This is a genomic window from Paenibacillus wuxiensis, from assembly GCF_040195695.1.
GTDB lineage: Bacteria > Bacillota > Bacilli > Paenibacillales > Paenibacillaceae > Paenibacillus_B > Paenibacillus_B suaedae.
Genome location: NZ_JBEFZI010000013.1, coordinates 1 through 15,781, shown reverse-complemented (window position 1 = coordinate 15,781; position 15,781 = coordinate 1). Strand labels below are relative to the sequence as shown.

The 15,781-nt window shown below is 48.5% G+C and carries 14 protein-coding genes; 4 read left to right on the top strand and 10 right to left on the bottom strand.

Annotated features, from left to right (window positions below; genetic code table 11):
* Positions 1–54: 54 nt before the first annotated feature.
* From ffh to ABN764_RS25005, 6 genes are all read right to left on the bottom strand, one after another.
* A complete protein-coding gene (gene ffh / locus ABN764_RS25030) occupies positions 55–1,437 on the bottom strand; it encodes a signal recognition particle protein (protein WP_021256579.1) in 1,383 nt (460 codons plus the stop codon).
* 19 nt (positions 1,438–1,456) lie between these two features.
* Positions 1,457–1,816, bottom strand: a complete 360-nt coding sequence (locus tag ABN764_RS25025) for a putative DNA-binding protein (protein ID WP_021256580.1) — start codon at positions 1,814–1,816, stop codon at positions 1,457–1,459.
* A 153-nt stretch (positions 1,817–1,969) separates the two neighbouring features.
* A complete protein-coding gene (gene trhA, locus ABN764_RS25020) occupies positions 1,970–2,605 on the bottom strand; it encodes a PAQR family membrane homeostasis protein TrhA (RefSeq protein ID WP_072728785.1) in 636 nt (211 codons plus the stop codon).
* A 562-nt stretch (positions 2,606–3,167) separates the two neighbouring features.
* A complete protein-coding gene (locus ABN764_RS25015) occupies positions 3,168–4,124 on the bottom strand; it encodes a GNAT family N-acetyltransferase (protein ID WP_446673441.1) in 957 nt (318 codons plus the stop codon).
* A gap of 111 nt (positions 4,125–4,235) precedes the next feature.
* Positions 4,236–5,603, bottom strand: coding sequence for a (Fe-S)-binding protein (locus tag ABN764_RS25010; RefSeq protein ID WP_021256584.1), 1,368 nt, complete (start codon positions 5,601–5,603; stop codon positions 4,236–4,238).
* Positions 5,600–7,015 (bottom strand): FAD-binding oxidoreductase, encoded by a 1,416-nt coding sequence (locus tag ABN764_RS25005; protein WP_446673440.1) that lies wholly within the window; start codon positions 7,013–7,015, stop codon positions 5,600–5,602. The genes ABN764_RS25010 and ABN764_RS25005 overlap by 4 nt, the downstream gene beginning before the upstream one ends.
* Before the next feature lie 215 nt (positions 7,016–7,230).
* Between ABN764_RS25005 and ABN764_RS25000 the strand changes: the two genes are divergently transcribed.
* Positions 7,231–7,917, top strand: coding sequence for a FadR/GntR family transcriptional regulator (locus ABN764_RS25000; RefSeq protein ID WP_446673439.1), 687 nt, complete (start codon positions 7,231–7,233; stop codon positions 7,915–7,917).
* Between the two features lie 129 nt (positions 7,918–8,046).
* A complete protein-coding gene (locus ABN764_RS24995) occupies positions 8,047–9,282 on the top strand; it encodes an MFS transporter (protein ID WP_326848314.1) in 1,236 nt (411 codons plus the stop codon).
* Between the two features lie 75 nt (positions 9,283–9,357).
* Here the strand turns inward: ABN764_RS24995 and ABN764_RS24990 are convergent, their stop codons facing one another.
* The 4 genes from ABN764_RS24990 to ABN764_RS24975 all read right to left on the bottom strand — a co-directional run bounded on the left by ABN764_RS24990 (position 9,358) and on the right by ABN764_RS24975 (position 13,061).
* Entirely contained in the window at positions 9,358–9,894 is a 537-nt protein-coding gene (locus tag ABN764_RS24990) for an RNA 2'-phosphotransferase (RefSeq protein WP_268624451.1), read from the bottom strand.
* Positions 9,895–9,976: 82 nt separating this feature from the next.
* Complete coding sequence (locus ABN764_RS24985; protein WP_021256589.1) at positions 9,977–10,981, bottom strand: FecCD family ABC transporter permease; 1,005 nt, start codon at positions 10,979–10,981, stop codon at positions 9,977–9,979.
* Positions 10,974–11,987, bottom strand: coding sequence for a FecCD family ABC transporter permease (locus tag ABN764_RS24980; RefSeq protein WP_446673438.1), 1,014 nt, complete (start codon positions 11,985–11,987; stop codon positions 10,974–10,976). The genes ABN764_RS24985 and ABN764_RS24980 overlap by 8 nt, the downstream gene beginning before the upstream one ends.
* Before the next feature lie 93 nt (positions 11,988–12,080).
* On the bottom strand, positions 12,081–13,061 hold the full coding sequence (locus ABN764_RS24975) for an ABC transporter substrate-binding protein (protein ID WP_446673437.1): 981 nt from the start codon (positions 13,059–13,061) through the stop codon (positions 12,081–12,083).
* A 287-nt stretch (positions 13,062–13,348) separates the two neighbouring features.
* Here ABN764_RS24975 and ABN764_RS24970 point away from each other — a divergent pair, with 287 nt between their 5' ends.
* Both ABN764_RS24970 and ABN764_RS24965 read left to right on the top strand, forming a co-directional pair.
* Positions 13,349–13,684 carry an ArsR/SmtB family transcription factor gene (locus tag ABN764_RS24970; protein WP_021256592.1) on the top strand — a complete coding sequence of 112 codons (336 nt, stop codon included), beginning with the start codon at positions 13,349–13,351 and terminating at the stop codon, positions 13,682–13,684.
* Positions 13,685–13,840: 156 nt separating this feature from the next.
* Entirely contained in the window at positions 13,841–15,610 is a 1,770-nt protein-coding gene (locus ABN764_RS24965; RefSeq protein ID WP_446673436.1) for a SulP family inorganic anion transporter, read from the top strand.
* Positions 15,611–15,781 lie beyond the last annotated feature (171 nt).

Below are 15,781 nucleotides of genomic sequence, written 5' to 3'. Positions count from 1 at the left end.
AACGGAATTCGAATAATCAATCGAGCGAGTATAAAAGCTGCGCTCGTCTATGCATTAACGGAAAGGAAATCTCATTCCTTTACCAGCCTTGCCTGCTTTACTCTTCAAGTTCTTCATCATCTTAGGGCCTTTCGGTCCCATCATGTCGGAGAACTGTTTCATCATCCGGCGCATCTCATCAAATTGCTTGATAAGACGGTTCACATCAGCCAACTGAGTTCCGCTGCCCGCTGCAATCCGCTTACGACGGCTGTGATTAATTAGATCTGGATCTTGGCGTTCTTCGTTCGTCATCGAACGGACAATCGCTTCGATTCGACCCATTTGACGCTCATCCACCTTCAGGTTCGCATTTTGCTTCACCTTATTCATCCCTGGAATCATATCCAGAATCTGATCGATAGGGCCGAGCTTCTTTACTTGTTGCATCTGTTCAAGGAAATCATCGAATGTGAAGGCTGCGTTGCGCATCTTCATTTCCATTTCCTTGGCTTTCTCTGTGTCGATGTTCATTTGCGCCTTCTCGATCAAGGAGAGCATGTCCCCCATGCCGAGAATCCGTGATGCCATCCGCTCTGGATGGAACGGTTCAAGCGCGTCCATCTTCTCACCGAGTGTAGCGAATTTGATTGGGCAACCCGTAACTGCCTTAACAGACAAGGCTGCACCACCACGTGTATCGCCATCGAGCTTGGTCAGCACAACACCAGTAAGCTCAAGCTGTTGGTTGAAGCTCTCTGCAACGTTGACCGCATCTTGACCAGTCATCGCGTCAACGACGAGCAGCACTTCATCTGGCTTCGCTGTAGCATGAACTTGCTTCAGCTCTTCCATCAATGCTTCATCGATATGCAGGCGACCTGCAGTATCGATAATGACATAATCAAGGTTATTCTCCTTCGCATGCTCCAATCCGCGACGAGCGATTTCTACCGGACTCACTTGGTCACCAAGTGCAAACACCGGAACCTTAATCTGCTCGCCTACTACTTGAAGCTGCTTAATCGCAGCTGGTCGATAAATATCGGCAGCGACAAGAAGCGGCTTATGATTCTGCTTCTGCAGCATCTTCGCAAGCTTGCCTGAAGTAGTCGTCTTACCAGCACCTTGGAGACCGACCATCATAATGACAGTTGGCGGCTTGTTGGCCTTGGCCAGCTTCGCAGCTGTACCACCCATCAATTCCGTCAATTCCTTATTGACGATGTCGATAATGACCATGCCCGGTGTGAAGCTATTCATCACTTCCTGACCAACGGCCTTCTCTTTCACCTTGCCAATGAATTCCTTAACGACCTTGAAGTTAACATCCGCTTCGAGCAGCGCCAGGCGTACCTCGCGCATCGCTTCGTTGACGTCATCTTCACCAACCTTGCCTTTGCCGCGCAGCTTGCTGAATACATTCTGTAATCGGTTCGTTAATCCTTCAAATGCCATATTATCTCACCCCGTTCCCTTAATCCAACGCCTGCAGTTCACGGACAATCGTCTGCAGTTCCGCGCGCTGCGGGTCGGGTATGCTATCCATATCGTCCATTGCACGTTGCAGCGCCATTACGATCTCTGTCCGACGTTCGAACTTCGACAGCAAGCCGAGCTTGCTCTCATAAGATTCGAGCGTCTGCTCCGCCCGCTTAATATGTTCATACACCGCTTGGCGGCTGATACCGAATTCGGCTGCAATCTCGCCTAGTGAAAAATCATCTTGAAAGTAACATTTCAGGAACGTCTGCTGCTTCTCTGTGAGCAGTGGTTCATAGAAGTCGAACAGCATATTAATTCGGTTCGTCTTAGCCAGTACCTGTTCCTCGTTCATACGGGCCACTCCTTTCGTAAAGGAAAAACACTTTACAGCCCATCGACGTTTCTTATCATACCTAAATCACAACTCCATGTCAAGGGTTGAACCTTAACATGATTGAATTATTTTTTTGAGACGCAGATCTCAGTGTTTCTTCCTGCCTTCTAACTAGATTACATAGCGGTAGATACATACAAAGTGCAGGACAGAGCCGGCTAATACGAACAGATGCCAAATTGCATGATGATAAGGAAGCCGGTGCCACACAAAGAATGGGATGCCTGCCGTATAGCATACTCCCCCAATCACCAGCAGCATAACACCTTCAAAAGGGATCGCCTGCACCAAGCTGTCCCATACCGTTATCATCAGCCACCCCATAATTGCATAGGCAATCGTAGAGAACCACATATGACGTCCTGTATAGAATGCTTTGTATATAATTCCTGCAATCGCAGTCCCCCATATTAATCCTAACAGCTGCTGGCTGAACTCATCATGCAGCACGACGAGCAGGAAGGGAGTGTACGTTCCCGCAATAAATAAGTAGATTGCCATATGATCAAGGATTGTAAATCTGTACTTTGATCTGCCCTCCGGCAAGCCGTGCATAATCGTCGAGGTTGTAAACATCATAATCAACGTAATCCCATATATTGAAGCCCCGATGATATGCGCCGACGTCCCGCGCTCCCACGCGGCACTGATAAGCACGCCTAATGCCCACACACTGAACAATAATCCAACTGCGTGGGTAATTACGCTTGCCCACTCCTCACTGGATATATTACGGCTCCACTTCATAGTCATCCCTCCCCGTGGCATTCCTAGCTGCCTGCTGTGCATACGCCCAAATTTCACGGCGGATCACATTATATGCACATCAGATAGTGTCGGTGAGAAGGAAGGACTTAAGCGAGTTTACCTATTTTATTTGCACTGACTCTTCATAAATCGAATGCTTTCTCTTGTATCATTTAAATACTGAACGGCCGCATCATATTGATTGGACGCCACATAAATGAACAATACGTCAATAATGTGCAGCTGCAAAAGCCGCGAAGAAGAAGCTGCCCTGCCTGCTTGGAATTGGCTAGAAATAAAGAGTGAGAAAGGGAGAAGAGCCCGCAAGGATTACGTAATATGTCACATTTATCATCCCATTATAGACAAAAAACCCCAGCGCGTATGGTTCTGCCGGGGTTCCTTATCGTTGTTCCAAAGACTTACTCAACCTCGTTCTGAGCAAAGTTGATCTAGTGGAGGCTCAAGGATCAAAGATTCTTATCCATATCTTTCAATCCGTCTTCCACGCGTTTCATTGTTCACCGCACTATCGTTCGGTATGTCGTTTTGAACTCACAATTTACAAGGCCTTGCTCATAAGGTCATAGCTCTTCCACGTATGGAATCCAAGCTTCGCATAGAAGTCGACCAGTTCCGTCCAGTCAATGACTAGCTGGCGCATGCCGCGCTGCTGCAATTCAGCGATTCCTGCCTTGACCAGACCAAGACCATATCCCTTGCCGCGGTACTGATCATCAACACCAAGCGGCCCAATACCGCCAAGCGGCTCTTCGAACAATGGCGCCCAATACGTATTCTGCGCAATCAGCGGAGAATGCTCGTCATTGACCCGGCAGAAGCCGATCATTTCACTGCCTTGGAACAATCCTATGAATTCTCTTCCCTGTCCTCCGCGTTCCCAATAGCATTGTGCCTCATACAGCCATCTGCCCGGAAAGCAGCGACGGAAAAATGTCAACATTTCTTCCTTGTCCTCAGGCGTGAGCAACTTCACGTTCGCTCCATCTGCAAATTCTGGAGTCACTATCAGATCGGTCTCATCTGAGGACAGCATGTCGCTAACCTCATAGAGCTGCTTGAATCCTCTCTTCTCGAGCCATTGACGGTGCATTGACAACGCTTTCGGGAGACCTGGAACATAATGCCACGGATCACGTCCGATGAATACTTGAGACGCGCCAGCTTCACGCAATGCCTCTTCAGCCCGTCCGAGCAATTCAGAACCTATCCCCTTCCCCCTTGCTTCGGAACGAACGACAAGTGCCTGAATCCAGCCTCCTCCTTCTCCTAGCTTCATCTCGCGATCTGTTTCCTGCCATTTCTTCGCGATGATAAATCCTAGAAGTCTGCCATCTGAATCTTGGGCGATCCAGGAGCCAGGAAAGTAAACGTTTACATCTCGAAAACTATTTTGTACGAACAGCTGTTGTCTCATTGGGAACAGGTCGCCCAGTTCACGGTTCCACAACTCGCACATCGGCTCCGCCCATGCTTCATTAAGTGGAATGACGTTCACATTTAACCCCTCCTACGATGAAGTCAATCGTCCCCGCCAATTGACTACATGGATGTCTGTTAGTATGTTATTAAAATATAATTACAAGATTATTATAGGTAATCTGAAATATTACTTCAACATCTTTTCCGCAAAATAGTCTACGACGTGCATGACCTTCACTTGCTCGGCTACGCCATCCCGTTCTACGCCTACTTTCATTTGCATTAAGCAGCCCGGGTTGCTTGTCAGGATAATCGAAGCCTGTGTCTCGCGAACAGCATCCATCTTCCGATCAACAATCGAGTTAGCCATGTCTGGCTGTACAATGTTGTAAATACCAGCGGATCCACAGCATACATCCGCGCCTTCCAGCTCTTTGTATCGGATGCCAGGAATGCGGCGAATAAGCTGTCTTGGCCCACTCGAAGCCCGCATAACGTTCCGCAAATGGCAGGAATCCTGATAGGTTACCGTTTCAGATGGTTCGGATGATTCAGCAGTACCACAGTTGCCTTGCGGCATTACCGGAAGATTGCTCCAACGCTGTGAACGCATAAGCAAATCACTGATATCCTTCACTTGCTTTGCGAATTTCTTAGCCGGCTCCACCCATTCCGACTCTTCTTTCAGCAAATGATCATACTCTACAAGCAACGCTCCACATCCGCCTGCATTTGAGGCAATATAATCAACACCCGCATCACGGAACGCCTCAATATTTTGCTTCGCCAAATCCCTAGCTGTAGCCGTATCACTTCCGCCATGAGCGAACAAAGCTCCACAGCAGCCTTGGGATTCCGGAATGATGACATCATAGCCGGATTCGGTTAGCAATCGGATTGTATTCACATTCGTTTCAGTGAACAAGACGTCCATAATACACCCACGGAATAACCCTACTGTGCCGAGCTTTTCGCCTTTGGCCAGGAAGTGACGGCCACCAGCCCGCTTCACTACACCTTGGCTGTCCGCTTCAGGCAGGATGCGCTCCATCATTTGCATCTGTGGAGGAAGCCAGCGCAGCAAGTTCTTCTTCCGTGCAAAACCCTGCAATCCCGAACGCTGATACGTTTGCAGAAGCTTACTCATCCGCAACAGACGATTGTGCTTCATAAATACAGGGCGCGCGATGCGATTCAATCCCTTAACCGCAACCGGCGGCTTATTGTGCGCATGCATTGCTTCTTTCGTCTGCTCAAGCAGCTGACCGTATTTCACATCCGACGGACATACAGGCTCGCAGGCCCTACAGCCCAAGCACAAGTTCATCTGTTTCTGGAAAGATTCATCCGGTTCCATAATGCCATCTGCTACTGCCTTCATGAGTGCAATTCGTCCACGAGGGGAAGCAGCTTCCAATCCAGTCTCTTGATAAGTCGGGCAAGTCGGCTGACAAAATCCACAGCGCATACAGTTCATCAGCTGCTCATAATCGAGCGTCTTCACGAGTTCTTTCTGCAGCGGATTGTTTGTCTTCTCTAGTTGTTGTTGACTCATCGGGAAACCACCAGCCTTTTGCGAGCAGCCTTAGCAAATATCTTGCCTGGATTCATAATTCCATTCGGATCGAACACTTGCTTAATGCCTTTCATCACGTCGATGCCTGTAGGTCCAACCTTCCATTCAAGATATGGAGCCTTCACCGTTCCCACTCCGTGCTCACCGGTAATCGTGCCGCCCAAGCGAATCGCTTCCTCGAAAATGTCCGCGAACGCTTGCTCAACACGGTGAATCTCATCCTCATTCCGCGCATCTGTCGGACAGGTCGGATGAAGATTGCCGTCTCCTGCATGCCCGAACGTACAAATATTTACCCCATATTGCTCTGCAATACGATTGATGGCCAGTACCATTTCCGCAATCTTCGAGCGCGGTACGGTCGCATCCTCTAAAATTGTCGTTGGACGAATACGCGCCAATGTGGACAATGCGCTGCGGCGTGCCTTCATCAGCTGTTCAGCCTCAATTTCATCCTTCGCAGTCTGAACGCGATCTGCACCTTCCTCACTGCATATCTTCGCAATCGCTTCCATATCGCGCATGACAACGTTCTCATCTTGACCGTCCTGTTCAATAAGCAGAACTGCCTGCATGTCTGTTGGAAGCCCGATATGATTATACTCCTCAACTACGCGAATCGTCGGCTGATCCATGAATTCAAGTGTTGCTGGGATGATGCCTGCGCCTACAATACGTGACACGCTGCGGGCAGCAGCATAAATATCTTTATAGGATACGAGCATTGTCTTGCGGATACCCGGTGCGGGCAGCAGCTTAACCGTTGCCTCTGTAATCAACGCAAGCGTTCCTTCGGAGCCTACTAACAGCTTCGTTAAATCGTAGCCTGCTACATCCTTGTACAACTTGCCTCCCGTGCGGATCACTTCGCCATTCGGCAGTACCGCCTCGAGTGCAATCACATAATCCTTCGTCGTTCCGTATTTCAAACCGCGCAGGCCGCCGGCCCCTTCCATGATATTGCCGCCCAAGGTTGAGATGGACATGCTACTAGGGTCAGGCGGATAGAACAGTCCACGCTTCTCCACTTCCCGATGGAACGTCTTCGTGTTCAAGCCAGGCTGGAAGGTTGCTGTAAGGTTCTCGGTGTCCATTTCAATGAGCTTATTCATACGAGTCATGGCTACGACGATTCCCCCTGCTACAGGGACAGTTCCGCCGCACAGGTTGCTTGCAGCGCCCCTAGGAACAATGGGAATACGGTATTCGTTCGCCGTGCGCAAGATCTCCTGCACATCTGCTGTCGATTCCGGATATACAACAGCATCAGGCAGAGACTGCATCATCGGTGTAGCATCATAAGAATGCGTGACCAAGCTCTCCTTATCATCGCGATACCGCTCTGGCCCAAGCAGCTTGAGCAGTCGCTCGCGTGCTTCAATCGTTATCATGAATGAACTCCTCCTTGGTGTCTTGGATCCAAGTCAACATCTGAAGTGAACGATTCAACACTCTCCTCCACATCTGCTGAATTGTTCAGGTCATCTGATGACTTTTGGCATATTATAACGTATGATTGAGACAAATGTCACTCGATTTCGAAAAATAATTTTATAATATTTATTATTTTTGATTTAATATTTCAGAAAGAGAGGTTTACAGCAATATGACCGAATTTCGATTAAAAAAAGGCTGGGAGCTCATTCAAGAACATTTACTAGAGCAGCTGCGTGGAGGAATATATATGCCCGGCGACAAGCTGCCTTCTGTCGAAGCACTCGCTCAACAATATGCAGTAGGTCGTTCTACCATACGTGAGGCCCTCAGCGCACTTAAGGCAATGGGCTGGCTTGATATCCGTCACGGCGGCGGAACCTTTGTACGTAAGTATGAGCAAACACCATCTGAGCAGCTCCAAGGATGGCTAACCGATGTGGAGTCTGTGAAGTCACTGATCGAGGTTCGTAAAATGATAGAGGTTGGATCAGCCGGACTCGCAGCCAAAAGACGTACATCCGCTGATTTGCAGGCTATGGCTGCGTGTCTGCATCGTATGGAGAAGCATCTGGAGGATGAAGAAGCTAGTCAGCATGATGACTTCCTGTTCCATGTTCGGCTGGCTGAGGCCAGTCACAATGAAGTGCTTATTCCGATGCTGCAAATGTTCCATCAGAAATGTGCTGAGCATATGGGCGAGACTAGACGCATGTGGTTGTTCGGAGAGCGTTCCTCCACCACTCAGCTTCTGGAAGAGCATCGGCGAATCTACGAGGCAATTGACGCGCAGGATGACAAACTCGCGTCTCACCGCATGCTCGAGCATTTATCCAAAATCGAAGCACGACTGGATTAAGAGAAACAAATGATGAGAGCTTCAATTCACCCAGTCTAGTATTATTATTTTTTTAAAATAGTTATTAAAAAGAAAGATCATCCATGCTATAATGTTAAAATTATGAAATTGCATAGGATGTGAGACGCATTGAATCGTTCGTTCTACTCGCTTCTATCCAGCAGATCCTTCGCTAATCTCGCAGGATCTCTGTACATGATGACATTGATTGCAGCAGTCTACCAAATGACGGATTCAGCTGCCTTTGCCGGAGCCGTGTCCTTTGTCCGTTCAATGGCGATACTGGCGAGCAGCTTCATGCTGCCAATCTGGTACCGCCGCATGAGTATCGCTCATGTTACGCGATTGTTTTTGCTTTTACAATTCACATTATCAGCCGTTGTCGCCTTCTCTATATCGCCACTTGCATCAATGTTATCGACAACACAGTTTCTCGCCTATTCTTTCTGTGCCATAGTTGGTATCGGATACGTAGAAGGCTGTGCTTCTGCAGCGGCAAACGCCTTATATCCGCGCCTAGTTGAAGAGGATAAGAGAGTTCACGCCAATAGCCTTGTTTCGACCAGTATGCAAATGCTGTCTCTGCTTGGATGGACTATGGGGGGAATTCTCGTCGCTAAGCTTGGACATTCCCTTGTTCTTCAATTGTCTGCAGGCCTTCTCTTTCTTGGTTGTCTCTGTATCTTACGATTGTCGCACAATCAAGAATCAAGTGTAGGCGCAGATAAGAAATCTCATTCCATTATGGCCGGCTGGACGTACCTGTTCACACATCCGAAGCTGCGCGTTATTACGTGGATGGACATCTTGGAGGGAGTTGCAGGCGGAATATGGATTGGCGGTGTGACACTCGTCTTTGCGCAAGAGGTACTTCATAAGGATGAAGCCTGGTGGGGATATATTAATGCTGCCTATTATGCGGGAACGATTCTCGGCGGACTCCTTACACTGAAACTGTCTGCACGCATTCATAAACATCTAGTCGGCACAATTCTGATCGGATCATTTGGAGTTAGCTTACTCGTATACGGATATGCATGGAATACGCAAGCATTTGTCGCTTTAGCTATCGTAGTTCTGATGGGTCCATTTTATCAGCTGCGAGATATTGCCCAGCGTACCTATGTGCAGCACATCACCCCACTTGATGAGCAGCCGCATGTATTTGCCGCTCAGAGCACCATCTCATACATATTGTTCGGAGTTTCCGTACTGTTCGCCGGAACAATCTCCGATATTTGGGGAGCACAGGCCGTATATATCGTTGGCGGCACGATGTATCTGCTGTCTTCCGTTACAGGATTTTTATTGCGGCGCAAGCAAGGAGCTTCAATCTCGGAGGACAATCCCCCTTACTCCACCTGACTCGCAAAAAAATGCTGTCAATAATGAAGAAGACGGAGAGCCACTTCAGGTTCCCCGTCTTTGCGTCGTCCACATTTATTCACTTATATATTGCGGTGCAATGAAATCAGCTAACCAGATCGTATGATTGCCGTGATAGAATAAAGTTCCTTCATGCGCGGCTCTCGCCGCATCAATAACAAGTATTACAGGGCTATTGTCCTTTCGTCTTCCTACAACCATGGCCGTCTCTTGATCCGCAGATAGGTGAACATACTGTCTCGCCATGGGGCGCAGTCCTTCTCTGCGTATTTGGTCTACGATGCGCCGAGACGTTCCGTGATACAGCAGGTCTGGCGGATGAGCTGCGCTTTTCTTTATTTTGTGCGGTATCGAATGGCCATACATTGCCCGAATCCTTCCATCCAGCACCTCGAACCTTTTCTTGTCTGACAGCTCAATCATTCTTACAAAGTCTGTCTCTAGCAAACTTCGCTCTGGATGGCTGAAATGAAGTGCATGGGAAAGTTGTTCAATCCCCACCCAGCCCTCTTCATCCATCTCCAACTCATACTCCCATGGCGCATGACGAAGCGCGTAAGAAACCTCTTTACTTAATCTCGCGTAATCCACAGGCTCACCATCCTATACTGGAACGATATGCTTATTATTATATCATTAGATTCAACATTCACCTATGAGAGTTGGGCGCGAGCTAGGAACGAATCTTGCGTTCTCTGCGCAATAAGTAAAGGAAATACGGAGCACCGATTACGGCAGTCACTAACCCCGCCGGGAATTCGATTGGCGGAACGATAGCGCGTCCAATCGTGTCGGCCGTCAACACCAAAATAGCGCCTAACAAGCCTGATACGGGCAAGAGAATGCCATGTTTGGCGCCAACAAGCCGGCGCGCCATATGCGGAGCGATCAAGCCCACGAAGCCAATCGCGCCGACAACCGCCACCGATGCTCCTGCCAAGGCGACCGAAACAGCCACCAGCGCAAGACGAAGACGCTTCACCCGTTCTCCCAGGCCTGTCGCTACATCATCGCCCAGGCTCAGTACATCCAGCCTTGAAGACAGCAGCAGCGCAAGCGGGATGAGTGTCAGCATCCACGGCAGCACACCCATCACCTCGTCCCAGCCTCTGCCCCATATGCTTCCGGTAAGCCAAATAAGTGCTGCATTGACGCTAACCGGATATTTGAACATGAAGTACTGGATACCTGCATCGCACATCGCTCCAAGCGCTATGCCCGTCAGTGCCAGCGTCGTGGGTCGAGCTCCGCGCCTGTATACGAATGCAAATAGAAGCAGGGCTACCAAAGCCGCTCCTGCAAACGCGGATAAAGGTAGTGCGACTGCCGATGACCCGGGAAATAAAATAATGGTTGCACAAGCCGCCAGGCCTGCCCCCTTCGTAATTCCGATCACATCCGGAGAGGCCAGCGGATTCCGCAGTACGCCCTGCAAGACAGCTCCTGATATAGCAAGTCCGGCACCCACAAGAACGGACAAGACGATTCTGGGCGAACGGTATTTGCCAAGGATGAACGCATGTTCCTTGCTATGCCCCAGCATTGTCTCTATCACTTGGTTTGGCGTTATATAGACCGCCCCCACTCCAAGACTGATCAGACCCACGATGAGAAGCAGCGCAACTAATGCGAGCACGACGAGCCGATGGCGGCGCGCCATATTTGCAGATTTATTCATTGTGCTTCCCTCCTGCATATGCCAAGTACAAGAAGAATGGTGTCCCCAGCATGGCAGTAACAATCCCGATTGGCGCCTCATACGGATACGATATATAGCGCGAAACAATATCCGCATACACCAACAGAACTGATCCATACAGGGCGGAGCAAGGCAGTACATAACGCAGATCAACACCGACCATCAGCCGGACGATATGCGGTACCAGTAGACCTACGAAGCCAATCGGGCCAGCAACGGACACCGAGCCTCCCGCCAAAATAATGACGAGCAGACCGCCGGCTAACCGTGTTACCTCGATTCTTGCCCCGAGCCCCCTTGCCACATCATCCCCCATACTCAGCATCGTTAACGGCTTCGACAGAGCCAAGGCGCCCAGCAAGCCGATGCTTGCCCACGGAAGAAGCACGCCGACATGGTGCCAATTCCGATTACCTATCGCGCCGACCAGCCAATAGAGAATGCTGTCCGTCGTGTTCTCATGGAACAAGATCAATCCTTGTGTTATGGACGAAAGAAAAAAATGGATGGTCATTCCGGCAATGGCGAGCCGAGCCGGCTTCAAATCCCCACCTGCGCTGATGAAATACACGATAAAGCCGCCTAAGGCCGCTCCTGCAAATGCGGAATAAACAAGCTGCTGCTGCGTCAGCTCCGGCAGGAATACCGTTGATGCTACGACTACGAGCGAAGCGCCCGCATTGACGCCGAACACCTGTGGATTAGCAAGCGGGTTGCGCGTCATCGCCTGCATAATCGTACCCGCAACTGCCAAACTCGCACCGATCAGAATCGCGATTAGCGCACGGGGCAATCGGATCTCCTGCACGATAAGCATCTCCTTCGTTCTGTCCGCGAAGAACAAGGCCTTCAGCAAAGTTGGAAATGAAATCGAGGAAGAGCCCAGTGACACATTAATCATGACCCCTGCCGATAATAATGCGAAGCCAATCAGCAGTGACAGGCCGAACGCCTTGCGCCTTCCGCCGCGATGTAATCCCGTCATGCGTTACAATGCCTCCTTCTTTCTCGTTCCTAGGCAGACAAAAAATAGGCGTTAACAAGTAACGCCTACCTCGCCCGCTTCCTGTCGCACAAATTATTTCTCCGCTTTCCCGCTGCCGTACAGTTTCGAAATTGCTTCTTCCATCATTAATTCCCCGGCAACGATGCCACGCCAGCGTGTCCATAAATTGCGATCCACTTCAATGACCTTTTGGTTCTTCACGGCCTTGAGCTCCTGCCACAACGGACTTACGGACCACTCGTCCACGATCGTTTGCTCTCCGTCTGTCTTCATCAGGAACAAAATATCGGGATTGATATTCAGCAACTGCTCCAAAGTTAGCTCCGCATAGGGTTCCTTCGGATCCTGTATCGCATTCATCAGGCTGACTTTTTCTAATACGGCTCCGTCATAGGAGGAAGATGTATGCGCCTTGAAGCTTTCTTTGCGCAAAGCAGCCGACATGACGGTCTGCTTCTCGTCTGATGGCGGCACTTGAGCCTTCAAAGCATTGATTTTATCCTTATGCTGCTCCAACCGCTTTTTCCCTTCCTCACTCATGTTCAGGGCATCCGCTATCGTCTGGAAGGAAGCCAAATTGTCTTCATAGCTTGCTTCTAGACTCTTCAGCACGATTGTAGGAGCAATTTGCTTCAAGTCTTCATAAATCGCTTTATGACGTTTCCAATCCGCGATAATCAAATCCGGCTGCAGCGAGCTTATTACTTCCAGGCTTGGCTGCTTGCGAGTCCCAACTGACGTATAATCTCCAATCTTATCCACCAGACTCTTCAAAATTCGATCTTTATTTCCGTCATCGGCAATGCCGACAGGCTTCAAATTAAGTGATGCAAGTGCATCAACAAAGGAATATTCGAGCACAACGACCCGCTTGGGCGATCCTTTCACTTCTGTTGTACCAAGCTCATGCTTAATTTCTCGCACGGCTTCTGTTTCCTTAGCGGCTGGTTGATTTCCGGCAGCTTGGCCGCCCTCACTTGCTTGAGAGCCGCATCCCGCAATAAGAAGTACTGTGAATAAAATCGCTAGTATTGCTTGATATTTCTTTTTCAAAAGTTACTACCCCCTGGTGTCCAACATAAAGCTAAATACACTTCTCATTATTACTGAGAATCATTATCACCTGTACATCATATTTAGATTTGATCTAACTGTCAATATAATCTGAAAATATAAGTTATAGTATTTTATGGTAGTATGAATCTCGCTTATATTTTTGTCTCCAATGCACCTTCATTCGAACTTGATTTTGCATTCCCTTTTTCGTGAACGTTCGTTTTGTGGTAAACTAACACTAACCTATTTTGAATCTTTTATTGTGAATAAGGGAGAAAGCCATCATGTATCCGGATATTCAGCATTTTAAGGCGGAGTTTTTCAAAGCTTTAGCGCATCCTCTTCGAATTAAGATACTTGAGATCTTATGTGAAGGGGATAAAACGGTTAACGAGATACAAGCCATACTTGGCACGGAGGGATCTTCTGTTTCGCAGCAGTTGGCTGTTCTGCGCAATAAAAACGTAGTATACGGCGTTAAGGATGGAACCTCTGTCATTTATTCCTTGCGTGACCCAATGATCAAGGATTTACTTGAAGTCGCGAAGCAAATATTCAACAATCACTTAGTCAATTCCATATCCATGTTGAAAAACATGAAAAACCAAGAATCATCCTAAAAAAGAGAGGAATATGAGTCCGTGACTCCTGTTTCCTCTCTTTTTTGTATAAAAGCATGCCACACCCCTTCCTATACACTTTGACAGGGATGCGAAACACCTTTATCATTTTAAATATTCAAATAATCAAATATTTAGAAATGGTGGGTATTATACATGAAACCGTTGTGGTGCGGACGCTATGCCAACTACAGCTTCCAATCATTCAAGAAAGATATGATTGCAGGCTTAATTGTCGGTGTGGTTGCCATCCCATTAGGCATGGCATTTGCCATAGCCTCCGGCGTCAAGCCTGAATATGGCTTATATACGACGATTATCGCCGGATTTTTAATTTCGTTGCTTGGTGGATCCAAGTTTCAAATCGGAGGCCCTACAGGCGCATTTATTCCAATTTTGTTCGCCATTGTCATGCAATATGGATTTGAGAACCTGCTAATCGCTGGCTTCCTTGCAGGTATTATGCTTGTATTGATGGGATTGCTGCGCTTAGGAGCCGTGATACGTTTCATCCCGCGGCCTGTAACCATCGGTTTTACCTCAGGGATTGCCGTCATTATTTTTACAGGTCAAATTGCCGATTTTTTAGGGCTTCACTTAGAGAAGCAGGACAGCTTCATAGCCAATATGCGCGAGCTGATCATTCATATCCCAGCGTTCAACATCTACAGTGTTCTAACATCCTGTATTTGTCTTGCTGCCCTCCTTCTCGTGCCAAAGTATATGCCGAAGATTCCGGCTTCTCTAGTCGGTCTACTCTTAGCCAGCTTGGCAGCAGCCTGGTTGTACCCTGATCAGGTTGCTACGATTGGAACGACGTTCGGAACGATACCTAGCGGCATTCCAGCTTTCCACTGGCCAGCGCTAAGCTGGGATCGTATCATTCTGCTGCTTCAGCCAGCATTCGTCATTGCACTGCTTGGCGGAGTGGAATCTCTGTTATCCGCGCTTGTTGCCGACAGCATGACAGGTGAAAGACACAACAGCAATCGCGAGCTGATCGGGCAAGGCATTGCGAATATGATCGCACCATTATTCGGGGGAATTCCTGCAACCGGTGCAATTGCTCGTACGGCTACCAATATACGCAGCGGAGCTGCTTCTCCGATTTCCGGGATGGTGCATGCCATCGTCGTACTGCTCGTGCTGCTGTTCCTTGCTCCTTATGCTTCGGCAATCCCACTGGCTGCAATGGCACCGATATTGATGATGGTTGCCTGGAACATGAGCGAGCGTAAAACATTTGCGAAGATTGCACGTACCAAAACGGCAGATTCACTTATTTTATGTATTACCTTTTTGCTCACTGTGTTCACGAACCTGACAGTTGCCGTTCAAGCAGGTCTCGCGGTGTCCATTATTTTGTTCATCAAACGAATGAGTGAAGAAGTGAAGGTGAATAAAGTTCTGCCCGATCCGCAGGATCACAAAGCCAAAGTATCTGCGAGAGTCGTAAATGATGGACGAAAATGCCCGCAAATTAGTATCGTAAGCATCGAAGGAACGCTGTTTTTCGGTGCTGCTCATATGCTGGAGCAATCACTCGCCTCACAATTCGAGGAAACTCCTCGTGTACTAATCTTGCGAATGGGCCGCGTGCCGTATATGGATACAACAGCCGCTGCGCATCTATCTGCATTCGTTAGTCGCATCCGCCAGCATGGTGGAATCGTGCTGATAACCGGCATTGCTCCCCAACCTGAAGGGATCATGAACAAAACGGGTCTGGCAGCGTTGATCGGGACTGAACATTTCTTCCAACGTACTGGAATTGCCATAGATTATGCACTGACTCGTATTGTTAACGTTCAATGCCAGGGCTGTACGCATTTTGCTTTTCGGGAATGCAGGCAATTATCAAACGCTCAGGCTCTGCCTGAACTGTCCAATCAGCCGCTTTCGCAGCGCAGCACTCTACAAATTTGATATCGCTATACTCAAGTTCATATTCAAAAGACCTATGAAACCAAGAGGTAAGAGACACCATTCCTTCTTCTCAAGCAGCATCATCTTACAAAAAAAGGGGCTGTCCCATAAGTAGGTTTTTACTACCTGTGAGACGACTCTAGATTTGAAAAAGGTCGAGCTATGGGTTAC

What these genes read in the sequence shown, in the direction of transcription:
- ABN764_RS25025 (WP_021256580.1), bottom strand. Translation starts at nt 1,816, where the DNA reads ATGAACGAGGAACAGGTACTGGCTAAGACGAACCGAATTAATATGCTG.
- ABN764_RS25005 (WP_446673440.1), bottom strand. Translation starts at nt 7,015, where the DNA reads ATGATAACGATTGAAGCACGCGAGCGACTGCTCAAGCTGCTTGGGCCA.
- ABN764_RS24970 (WP_021256592.1), top strand. Translation starts at nt 13,349, where the DNA reads ATGTATCCGGATATTCAGCATTTTAAGGCGGAGTTTTTCAAAGCTTTA.
- ABN764_RS24965 (WP_446673436.1), top strand. Translation starts at nt 13,841, where the DNA reads ATGAAACCGTTGTGGTGCGGACGCTATGCCAACTACAGCTTCCAATCA.
- ffh (WP_021256579.1), bottom strand. Translation starts at nt 1,437, where the DNA reads ATGGCATTTGAAGGATTAACGAACCGATTACAGAATGTATTCAGCAAG.
- ABN764_RS25000 (WP_446673439.1), top strand. Translation starts at nt 7,231, where the DNA reads ATGACCGAATTTCGATTAAAAAAAGGCTGGGAGCTCATTCAAGAACAT.
- ABN764_RS25010 (WP_021256584.1), bottom strand. Translation starts at nt 5,603, where the DNA reads ATGAGTCAACAACAACTAGAGAAGACAAACAATCCGCTGCAGAAAGAA.
- trhA (WP_072728785.1), bottom strand. Translation starts at nt 2,605, where the DNA reads ATGAAGTGGAGCCGTAATATATCCAGTGAGGAGTGGGCAAGCGTAATT.
- ABN764_RS24985 (WP_021256589.1), bottom strand. Translation starts at nt 10,981, where the DNA reads ATGAATAAATCTGCAAATATGGCGCGCCGCCATCGGCTCGTCGTGCTC.
- ABN764_RS24980 (WP_446673438.1), bottom strand. Translation starts at nt 11,987, where the DNA reads ATGACGGGATTACATCGCGGCGGAAGGCGCAAGGCGTTCGGCCTGTCA.